This window comes from uncultured Paraglaciecola sp., assembly GCF_913058035.1.
Classification (GTDB): domain Bacteria; phylum Pseudomonadota; class Gammaproteobacteria; order Enterobacterales; family Alteromonadaceae; genus Paraglaciecola.
Genome location: NZ_CAJXPA010000159.1, coordinates 1 through 10,569 on the forward strand (window position 1 = coordinate 1; position 10,569 = coordinate 10,569).

General features: G+C 38.8%; 6 protein-coding genes. 3 read left to right on the plus strand and 3 right to left on the minus strand.

Translation table 11 applies throughout. The features are described from left to right. Positions 1 to 157 precede the first annotated feature (157 nt). The 3 genes from dctP to QZ562_RS16695 all read left to right on the plus strand — a co-directional run bounded on the left by dctP (position 158) and on the right by QZ562_RS16695 (position 3,157). Positions 158 to 1,183: a TRAP transporter substrate-binding protein DctP gene (gene dctP, locus QZ562_RS16685; RefSeq protein WP_293762639.1), complete on the plus strand. Its 1,026-nt coding sequence runs from the start codon at positions 158 to 160 to the stop codon at positions 1,181 to 1,183. A gap of 75 nt (positions 1,184 to 1,258) precedes the next feature. Then, complete coding sequence (locus QZ562_RS16690) at positions 1,259 to 1,846, plus strand: TRAP transporter small permease (RefSeq protein WP_293762641.1); 588 nt, start codon at positions 1,259 to 1,261, stop codon at positions 1,844 to 1,846. A gap of 6 nt (positions 1,847 to 1,852) precedes the next feature. Then, the gene (locus QZ562_RS16695) at positions 1,853 to 3,157 is read left to right on the plus strand and encodes a TRAP transporter large permease (RefSeq protein ID WP_293762643.1); all 1,305 of its coding nucleotides are present in this window, start codon (positions 1,853 to 1,855) and stop codon (positions 3,155 to 3,157) included. A 478-nt stretch (positions 3,158 to 3,635) separates the two neighbouring features. Here QZ562_RS16695 and QZ562_RS16700 read toward each other — a convergent pair whose 3' ends face one another. The 3 genes from QZ562_RS16700 to QZ562_RS16710 form a co-directional block, all read right to left on the minus strand. Further along, positions 3,636 to 6,341, minus strand: coding sequence for a TonB-dependent receptor (locus tag QZ562_RS16700; protein WP_293762645.1), 2,706 nt, complete (start codon positions 6,339 to 6,341; stop codon positions 3,636 to 3,638). Positions 6,342 to 6,792: 451 nt separating this feature from the next. Next, a complete protein-coding gene (sohB, locus tag QZ562_RS16705) occupies positions 6,793 to 7,830 on the minus strand; it encodes a protease SohB (protein ID WP_293762649.1) in 1,038 nt (345 codons plus the stop codon). A gap of 108 nt (positions 7,831 to 7,938) precedes the next feature. Next, positions 7,939 to 10,539, minus strand: a complete 2,601-nt coding sequence (locus QZ562_RS16710) for a VolA/Pla-1 family phospholipase (RefSeq protein WP_293762647.1) — start codon at positions 10,537 to 10,539, stop codon at positions 7,939 to 7,941. Positions 10,540 to 10,569: the final 30 nt, after the last annotated feature.

The window sequence follows — 10,569 nt, forward strand, 5'->3', positions numbered from 1 at the left end:
TAATAGTGGTTGATAATAGTGGTTAATAATAGTGGTTAATATTTGTTTATTTACCTTAACTTTAAGACAAGAGCATACTCATGCTAACCTCACTAAGTTTGAACTATTTTTATAGTTCAAACTTAGCTTATAAAATCAATTAAAGAGGCTTTATATAGTGTCAAAAAAAATTATACATACCCTAAAAAAATGGATGAGTTTTTTAATTTTTGTTTCATTGATGTCTATTTCATCGATAAGTATTGCAAAGTCAAAGAGTAAATTTATCTTTACCCAATCTTATAATACTGAACATATTTTCCATCATACGTCCCAAAAATTCATAGAAAAACTAAAGATTAAAGATTCTGCATATAAACCTGATTATCATCCCGGTGGAGACTTGGGTGACTGGACTTCACAGTTTGAGCAATCAATGCTGGGTGTCATACCCATGACTATAACCTACGGAGCCTCAGAATTTGACGGTCGACTGGATTTAACATGGCTGGGATATGTGGTTGATAACTGGACGAGTGCACATAAAGTGTATGGTCCAGGCGGCCCCATGATTGATGTATATAACGAAATTTTTGCTGATTTGGGATTGGTCGCTTTGGGCACCATTCCTACTGGCTTTGGTTCTATCACGATAAGTAAAGGTGTAGGCAAAGTCCCAACTCGTTTTCCTGAAGATGCCAAGGGCATCAAAATGCGCGTGATACCATCACCATTAGCAATTAGACGTTTCCAAAATTGGGGGTTTTCTGCCGTTCCTATGCCATATTCTGAACTATACACCGCATTACAGTTAGGCACGGTCGATGGAAGGGCATTTGGTCCAGCTGTCGAAATATATCAGATGCGTGATGTGTTGGAAGCTTACATTCTTACTCGAGATTATTTTGAACATGCCTTCTGGCTTGTAAATAAACAGTGGTGGGAAGAACTTCCAGTATCTGAAAGAATAAAAATGCAAGATGCAGTTGATGAAACCCTTCAATGGGTATGGCAAGAAGCAGAATCTATTGATAACGGATTTTTGAATAAAGTGCGGGATGCAGGTATTAAAATTATTGAGTTGTCAGATGAAGATATGGCTCAAGCCAAAAGTATCTTATATGATAATGAATGGCCTTACATGGAAGAAAAAATCGGTAGCGATATTATGAAATTAGTCCGTGAGATTGCTGACATAAGATAGCTATTGTTTGGCTTTATTAAGTAACTATCAACAGATACCTTGGCTTAGCTTTCCAGTATTAAAGAAGAAGTTTTTATGAATATTAAAGAATTAGAACCAAATAGACCGTCACACTGTGAAACAAAAACTATTGTTCCAAGACACAAAGCATTAAAAAAACTGGAGTTTATACTTGATTACTGCATCCGTGGAGCAATGGTTTTTACTGGTTTGGGACTAGCAATTTTGATGTTTACTCAAGTTATTATGCGATATGTTCTGGAGTCCCCATTTGCAGGAATTGAAGAGGCTGCCATATTGCTAGCTGTTTGGGTTTCATTTCTCGGTATGGGTTATGCGACAAAACAGCGATCGCATATTCATGGTGGCATTGTGAGTTTACTTGTTCACGATCCTGTTAAGATTGAAATGATACGTTTTACTGTTTCAATTATTTGTTTATTTACCGTCTGTGTTTTTGGATATTTTGCGGCCAAATATGGAATGTTTGTATTCGAAAAAGAGCGGATGAGTTTATACCTGCAATGGCCTAAAGGTTTGTGGACTGCAAGCATGATATTTGGATTCTTGTTAATGGCAATCTTTTTTCTATTTCAAACTATTAAGGATTTCCGTCAAATATTAGAAATTAAAGCCCAATCAAATAATAGCAATAAGGTTTAACACACTATGATTATTTTCCTATTATGTATGTTGGCCGTAGTCATTCTTTTGTTGTTGGAAACACCCGTTGCTTTTGCTTTTGGATTTGGTGCCTTATTATTTGCTTTTACAACCGGTAATGATATTTCATATTTAGCTACTCACGGCTTTAATTTAGCCAGTGGGTTTGCACTTTTAGCGCTCCCATTGTTTATTCTTGCTGGAATATTAATGGCTGAAGGTGGCATATCAGATCGATTACTTGATTTTGTAAATTCAATAGTTGGACGTCTTAAAGGAGGTCTAGGTGCAGTCACAGTCGTGACCTGTGCACTTTTTGGCGCTATATCTGGAAGTTCATCTGCATCGATTGCTGCAATTGGTCAGATCATGATCCCCCGTATGAAGAAAGAAGGATATCCTGAAGGACATGCTACAGCCTTAGTTGCTTGTTCATCTGTTTTAGCACTGTTAATTCCTCCGAGTATTCCGATGATTATCTTTTCAATCACGGGCGGGTTGTCGGTGGGTGCAGCATTTTTATCAACTATTATTCCAGGTATTATGTTGACGATTATTTATTGTGGGTTAAATTTTTGGTTTTTACGCAATAACACAGAAATAAAAGTTGAACCCGCACTTCCTTTCAAACAAGCAGTTCGTGGAGTCGTTCACTCTGGCAATAAAGCATTTTTTGCTTTGTTAATGCCTATCATTATATTAGGTGCTATTTACAGCGGCATAGCGACACCTACAGAAGCAGCTGCCATTGCGGTAATTTATGCGATACCTGTTAGCTTAATGGTTTACAAAGGCCTCACCTTTAGAACGTTGGGAAGTGCAACTGTTCGAGCCGTTGTTATGACTGGTTCAATCATGGCAGTATTATTCTTTTTGTTTATCATGAGTCGAGCTATGATCCTCGAGCAAGTACCTAAGCAACTTGCTGAAGCTTTGTTAGACATCTCTGAACACAAGTTAGTCATTTTGTTAGTGATTAATTTGCTTCTGTTACTCATTGGTATGATAGTGGATGATATTTCTGGTGGCGTACTTGCTGCCATTATCTTCTTGCCTGTAGTAACAGAACTGGGTATTCACCCGATTCATTTTGCTGCAATTGTTGGTGTAAACCTGGGTTTGGGTAATGTATCACCACCTTGTGCTCCTATGCTTTATATGGCCGGAGGTGTAGCCAAGTTGCCTCTCGATAAATATATTGTTCCGACCGTTAAGTTACTTTTCTTTGGACATTTACCAATGGTGTTATTAGTCACTTTTGTCCCTGACCTAGCATTGTATTTACCGCGTTTACTCATGGGTATTGAGTAGAAACTGATGCGCCTGCTTAACGAAGCATTTTATCGCAGACTTAAGCCGGTTTTCTGGTCTCGAGATTTGGGTAGTTGCCACCTAATATCAGTAACAAAACCTGTTGATTATCAAAAAAACGTAGAGCAGCTCCAATCTATGTGATTAATGCCATCTCTTCATTAAGTTCTAAATATTCACAATTAGTAACATGTTTATCTTAGGGGAAGTGATAAGCATCTTTGCCTGTCTTAAACCAGTTACATTATTGTTTATAATTTTCTCTAGTAAGCTAATAACAGAAAATTAGACCCTAAGAAAACTGTAATACACCCAACAATATATAGAGAAGGAAAAATCGAACTGTTTTTTAAAAAATTATGTCAGCCCAAATCAAATTACTTTGATTTTTTAAATTGACAGAGTTACAGAATTTGCTGTGGAAACAAAAAAACCATTCACAAATATGTGAATGGTTTTAAGCAATTAACTAAATGATTTAATAAGTGAATCTAGCTTGCAGGTACCAAGTCCCACCATTAAAGCCAAATGGACTTGACTCTGAATACAATTGACCGGAGCCTAATGCACCAGGGTTTTCTTGAGGATAGGTATCAAGAAGGTTGTCAACACCGGCAACAAACTCGAGTTGGTCACTAAATTGATAAGCAACTTGTACATCAATTAATACTTCTGCACCAATTCCATTTACACCATTTCCAGTATCGTCCCATCCTCCGTAATAACTTGCACGTAACAGTGTTCTGTATTCACCTTGAGTGTGATTCCACGATACGTTGCCTCGAATATTAGGAAGTAAATCTTCAAGTGCTGCAACTCGACCTGAACCAATAGGGTTTACCGTACCGAGGCTATCTACTTCGGTTTTGTTGTAGTTAGCAGCAATTGTTATTCCAGAGTCACCACCCATAAATTCGAAGTTGATGTTACCAACAACATCAATACCCGTAGTAGTTGTATCAAAGCTGTTAGAGAAAAATCTAAATTCAGCTAAATCATCTAGCCCAATAAAGTTATTGCGATCAATAACACCTTGTGAATCCAGACCTGTCAGAGCTGCGGATACTGATCCATAATTAGCTCCGGTCGAGTCAGCAAAATTAAGAGCATCAAGAAAGTCTACATTAGCACCAAGGGCAACACGGTTTGTTAGTTCGATATTGTAGTAATCAATTGTCCAAGTTGTATCTGCAAGATTAAAACCAACCCCAATTGAGAAGTTTTTAGCATCTTCTGGACCCAATTCAGGACGACCATTTCCTAGACTGTCTATAAAGTTAGCGCCTAATTGCCCTGCTGCAGAAGACAGCGGTAAGGTACCTTGGTCAACTAGTACACCTTGAACGTTTTGCGTCGTAACGTTGGTAATGTTGGCTTGACCTGCAGTTGGAGCATGGAATCCAGTAGAAATTGCTCCACGAATTCGAATGTCATCAGTTACATGAAAAATACCTGCTACTTTGAAATCGGTAGTATTTCCAAATTCACTAAAATCTTCAGCTCTAACTGCTGCTTGAAGCGTCAATTGTTCTGTAATATCGGCCTCAACATCAACATAAAACGCGGTACTGTCTTGTGATGAGGTAAATGACGCAGGGAAACCACCAAAACCATTAGAGCTTGATGAGAAACCTTGACTAGCAAGAACACCTAGCTCGTAAGAAGCGGCGTCACCGGCAAAAAGGTCAAACTCTTCTTCTCTATATTCTGCCCCGAATGCAATACTTAGGTCAGAATCAAAACCCACATCTAAATCATAAACCAAGTCTAGATTAAACTGAGTTTCTGTTTGTTCCTGACCTCCTGGTACAAAATCTCTAGGTGTGTCAGGACCCATAGATGCATTAATGGTATTGCGAATATAGAAATCTGTTTTGTTCGAGCCTTGCTGTGCACTCAAATCATAACGTAGGCCTGAACCTACATTGACTTCACCACGAACACCCACGGCAATTGATTGATCCTCATTGTTGCCACCAAATCTTGGCACAAATCCGCCCGGAATAGTTTCAATAAATGAGAAGCAGTTATTGTCTGCAGTCACTTGTGCAAGAAAAGTTGGATCAGGCGTCACATTGCCTACACCACCAATGGGTATACCTGCGATACATGAACCACCATTTCCTAGACCATCAAGGTCGCCAACTAGTACAGAGTGAACACCCTCATCAGATGCAAGACCAGTTAAAGGGTCAACAGTTGGGCCTCTATAGACGCCTCCTCTTTGAGCACCCTCAGTAAGGGGGTTACGATAGAAAAATCCTCCGGTAACGGCTCTTTCACCATAATTACCAAATAGATAAACTTCTGCATGTTCATTAATTTCGAAAGCCGAATTAATGAACAGCTTAACGTCGTCTTCTACATCAGGCTGCCCCCAATACTGTGAGTATTCACTGGTGTAGCTATTTATTGTCTGAAAATCAGCGGCTGGCAAATAACCTGCATCAATCATACCTTGACTGTCACCTCTAACGACCGACCTTAAAGTGCCTTCAACGTCTCGAATCTCAGCGGTCAAGTTTACAAACCCAGAATCACCGAGGGGTAAACCTGCGTTAGCTGCTATTGTATAGTTATTACCGTCACCCTCGTAAGTTGATCCATAACGAGTGACAACTTCAAAACCTTCTGAGTCGTCTTTAAGGATAAAGTTAAGTACACCTGCGATAGCATCTGAACCATATTGTGAAGATGCACCATCTCGTAATACTTCAACCTGTTTTAATGCCATTGATGGAATGGCAGAGATATCAACTCCTTGTGCGCCATCAGAAATACCACCGCCCAAAAATGAAATTATCGAACCTCTATGACGTCGTTTGCCATTTACTAGCACCAAAACATGATCTGGAGAAAGTCCACGTAAGTTTGCTGGTCTCACGATAGTGGCAGCATCACTGATTGGTTGACTATTGATGTTGAATGAAGGCACCGCGGTACGAAGTAAATCTTGTACATCAGCAGAAGAGTTCTGACGAAAGTCTTCGCCGCTTATTATATCTACAGGGACGGGTGAATCCGCGGCTGAGCGGTCCGTCATCCTAGTCCCTGTAACAATTATACTCTCTGTATTTTCAGTTTCTTGTGCAAATACAGGAGAGGTCGATATAGCACCTACAGCTACAGATGATGCGATAATAAATCGTATATTCTTGGTCAATCTAGATATTTTAGTTTTCATTTATGTGTTCCCGATACTTTATTTTAAGTTATAAAAAAATGTGGTTAATACGTCCCTTTAAAAATTACTATCAAAAACTTAGATAGTTCAACAACCGTCTATTTTTATATACTGTAAAAACAAAAAAAACAATAAAAATGAGCCAAATGGCTCAGTATTTTTTGCTATGTTGTAGTCGAGTAAAGTTGGTGTAATTTTAGCGTGAATGACGAGTTGTAAATATGTTAGATATTTGTACTTTTTTATACAACTACAAGTGATAATTAAGTGGATAGTAAAGAAGATGATTTCTAGTTTTTCTAAATTAATTATTAAAACGTTAGATTATGTTTTATTAATAATTACAAATAAGATTGTGGAAATTGGCTTTAACTAAAACCATTTGAGATTTTATTAAAAGCAAACAGTGAAACTGTTTGCTTTTAATAAATAATACTTTGCTATTAATATATTATCTAAAATTGCTTTCGCTTTTGCTCCACAATTTCATAAAAATTGATTCGACTGTCACGCTAGCTGCTAAGCCAAGCCTTTCAGGCAAGCTTTTTTTCATACTATATTTAACTGTGTAAATTTTCTTGGTTTCATTCGCTGTTAATATGTAATCATCTGAGGTCTTAATTTCATCGACTAAGCCAAGCTCCTTTGCCTTAATACCATACCAATATTCACCTGTTGCCACTTTTGAGATATCTAAAGCGGGTCTTTGTGATTGCACAAAATCTTTGAACATATGATGAACATCTTCAAGCTCTTCTTTGAACTTTTCTCGACCTTGCTCGTTATTTTCACCAAACATAGTCAAAGTACGTTTAAACTCTCCTGCTGTGTGCTGCTCAAACTCAATATTACTTTTCTTCAACAATTTATTAAAATTAGGTAGTTGTGCAATTACACCGATGGAACCGATTATGGCAAAATTTGCTGCTAATACATGATCCGCAACACAAGCCATCATATAGCCTCCACTTGCTGCAACTTTATCTACCGAAATAGTGAGTTTAATATTTTTATCTTTAATTCGTTGTAATTGAGAGGCAGCCAAACCATATCCGTGCACTACCCCACCACCACTTTCAAGTCTGATCAACACTTCGTCCTCTGGCTTCGCTACACATAAAATAGCTGTCACTTCTTCGCGAAGATAATCTACCTCGTGAGCATCCATCGAACCAGAAAAGTCTAGAACAAATAGTTGCCCCTTAGCAGGCTCATCGGCTACTTTGTTTTTTTGTTCTTTCTTCTTAGCCTTAGAAGTCTTCTTTTGTTCTTTGTTAAAATTTTTCAGTTCGTCTTTACTTAATAATTCAGCTCTTGCAAAATCAGTAATTGACTCTAGCTTGTCTGACAAAGAACTTATTTCAAGATTACCTTTGCCCTGTTTTTGTTTACTAACTAAGCCAATAATACCGCCAAGTGCTAATAGAATAGCTATTACTATTGTTATAGCTTTAGCAATAAATAATCCGTACTCATATAAAAATTCCAACCTATTTAACTCCTTAAAATTGTTTTCAAATATATGGGGATAAACTACTAAAAAAAAAGCCAAGTAATTAACTTGGCTTTTTTTAAATATTAAGTCTTATTTGATTTTTTAGTTTTCAACTACTGACGTGTCAGTAACAACTATGTTTGCGCCACCAGAAACAATAAATGACACTGCCTGGCTTTGCATTTCAGCTGTGGTTGCAGCACTAGGTGTCGGACTTAAAAGCGAAGAGTGGCTTCCTGCAATAAATCTAACAACACCACTACCTTCTGTGCTTGTTGATACTTTAAGTAAACCCATAATATCTGCTAATGGTTGACCACCTACTAATGGCAAAGAGGTAGTTATTGGATTAACTTGATCAGTAAGACCTGTGCTGCCGTCATCATTGTTTCCTCCACCTACAACCAATTGCAATAATACTGGAGTTGTACTTGTTAACTCGGCGGCATAACTTATAGGATCAGAAGCGTCGGTAACTGTTTGCGCAGCAAATCCAACGGCGCTGAAAGTAGCATTAATTACCGCAGCTTGCTCGGCACTTATTACTTGCTCAAACGCTAAATAGGCAGGACCTATTGCAGTTGCAGGTTCTAATTCATTTTGGAGTGCATAAGTCGTTAGGAACTCAACAAACTCAGGTGAGGATGCAAACAATAATGAGCCTTTAATACCTGGACCAAATACAGGTGAATCGAATGCTCCTACTGTGGTCCCACCTGCAGGCACATTAATATTAGCCGTTTTAAAAGCATACATACTATCAAACGCGGCTAAATCGCCTACTAAACTTTTGTTTGCTAATGCAACTGCACCTGTTCCAAAAATGGCACCTAAACTCTGGCCCATAAAATGTACATCTGAAGTATTTAAATCGACTAAACCAGTCGAATCATTAATACCGTTAAGCGCCAATCTGAAAGCCATAATATCAGCAATACTCTGACGTCCATGATCTCTAGAAGTTAATTGGCTTGTAGCTGGGAAAAAATCACCACTGTCATAAGTTACTTCAGCAACCGTAATGGTTCGTGCACCGTGAAGCGGATGGTCAATTGCCGCAGTAGCGTAACCAGCCATAGCCAATGCTGATGCAATTAACAATGCGTTATCATTTGATTGGCCTAAACCATGTTGAAAAATAAGCACTGGCCACCCTTCTACCGGTTTAGCTTGAGCTGGAACAGCACCACCAGTTGCTGCAGATATCATGGCAATAACTGATTCGTCAGGTATTGTAAATTTTATATGAACAGCTTCGGTACCGGCTTCATTATAAAGGGTACTTTCATCATCAACTTCACGACCTTGCAAAACAGGAATTGGATTAAATTTAGTGATATTTCTTGGATCTGTCATACCTAAACTAGTTAGATCTAAGTCAAATAAAGTGCCGCCTGATGCATCCTGACACCTTCCATTATTATCGCCAACTTGACCAGCTTGAATTAAACCAGTGATTATCTCAGAGCCAAGAGATTGGAGGGTTGCACCACTAGTACATGCTGCTCTCCACCAGTCACCGGAAGGGTTAGTAGTGCTAGAGTAATATGGTAGTTTTACCTCACCCTCTACTATTGTTGAAGTGCAAAAGGAACCAACAGATGCAAATGTTGCTGTGGCTGTAGCGTTTAATGGTGATACAGGGTTTGATACAGCAGCAATGAGCCCATCACACGTGTCTAAACCAACAGCTGCCAATCCTGCTAACTGCTCAGCCGTTAATAATAAAGATGAAAAGTTTTCAAATACAGTATCAGGTCCAGCTGTTAATTCAGTGGTAATAGTTGGCAAATATTGAGACGCAAAAGCGTTGGCAGTAGCTAGGTCAGCGCCCGTTGCTAAGGTAGCTTGGAACGCTTGTGCAAAGGGTGCAATGTTTAACTGCTTCACTGTGTTGAGCGAATCTTCCACAGATTGAGTGGAAAAATAAGCGGCATAGGATACATCCGCAGTGTCTAAACCAGCAGGCTCTAATACGTTCACTAAAGAATTAACTAACCCTTGTAATTGCAACAAGTCAGCCGAACCTAACGCATTAGTAGTGATATCCTGACGAGCAAGTTCCCAAGTTATAGAGCCTTTAACTGCACGGCCATCTGTGGATTTTAACTCTTCAGTGACAACCAATATATGGCCCTGAGAGGACTTCATTGGTTTGAGTGGAACAACACTAATAGCGCCTGAGCCTGTAGTATAAGAGGCAACAAAATCGACACCGTAGGTTAATTCTTCGCCTAGTTCACAAGGTACACCGGGTGCACCAATAGCCGCTACGAGTGCCTGACAAGTTTCAGAGGTACCTTCTAATGCTTGTGTTGCTTCAAAAATTCTAATAGATGAGCCAGAGACTGAAGATGCATCGATATCTATGTCGTCTGTCAAAGAAACTCTAATTGCAAACGGCATATGCGCAGACCATCCATCTAATGCACTCAGTGTATGCAATGGATTGGCAGGATCGAATTCATCACTACCTTCAGTATTAAGGGTGAAATCAAAAAAATTTCCATTTGGGATCATCAAAAAATCGTTAGGAATATTTAAATCAGCCGTTGCAGGATTAAACACAACCCGAACAAACGGCTCTTCAAGCACAACTACTTGAGTTTCATCAGTTACTGTGACATCTCCCGGTAAGTCACCTCCACAAGCTGACAATCCAAATAGTGTGATTATCCCTGTACTAAGTAGTATTTTTTTCATTGTACTGCCTCTATTTTATTTTTATTCTTT

What these genes read in the sequence shown, in the direction of transcription:
- QZ562_RS16690 (WP_293762641.1), top strand. Translation starts at nt 1,259, where the DNA reads ATGAATATTAAAGAATTAGAACCAAATAGACCGTCACACTGTGAAACA.
- QZ562_RS16695 (WP_293762643.1), top strand. Translation starts at nt 1,853, where the DNA reads ATGATTATTTTCCTATTATGTATGTTGGCCGTAGTCATTCTTTTGTTG.
- QZ562_RS16700 (WP_293762645.1), bottom strand. Translation starts at nt 6,341, where the DNA reads ATGAAAACTAAAATATCTAGATTGACCAAGAATATACGATTTATTATC.
- QZ562_RS16710 (WP_293762647.1), bottom strand. Translation starts at nt 10,539, where the DNA reads ATGAAAAAAATACTACTTAGTACAGGGATAATCACACTATTTGGATTG.